Here is a 318-nt window from a genome sequence, read left to right on the forward strand (position 1 = left end):
AAGTTTGTTATAGACGGTATCGATTGTTTCCCAAACAATACAGTGAGAATTTACAATAGATATGGTGTACAGGTTTATGAGAAAAAAGGGTATGACAATGTAACGAATCCTTTTGAAGGTTTCTCAGACGGACGTGCAACGGTGATAAAAGGCGATAAGCTTCCAACAGGAACTTATTTCTACACCCTAGAGTACGATGACAGCGGAAAACAAGTACAAAGATCAGGTTATCTGTATATTAGTAATCAATAACAAATAATCAGTAATTACTAACTAACCAATACTTAAAAATGGAAACAGGACTGCGAGAGCGGTCCT

General features: G+C 36.5%; 1 protein-coding gene. It reads left to right on the plus strand.

The window, feature by feature from the left end:
* Nucleotides 1-252, plus strand: a 252-nt coding sequence (locus ACHRV0_RS21660; RefSeq protein WP_395442523.1) for a gliding motility-associated C-terminal domain-containing protein, incomplete at its 5' end; no start/stop codon positions are given.
* Nucleotides 253-318 lie beyond the last annotated feature (66 nt).

The sequence above is a fragment of the Flavobacterium sp. FlaQc-30 genome, assembly GCF_044005885.1.
In the GTDB taxonomy this organism is placed as follows: domain Bacteria; phylum Bacteroidota; class Bacteroidia; order Flavobacteriales; family Flavobacteriaceae; genus Flavobacterium.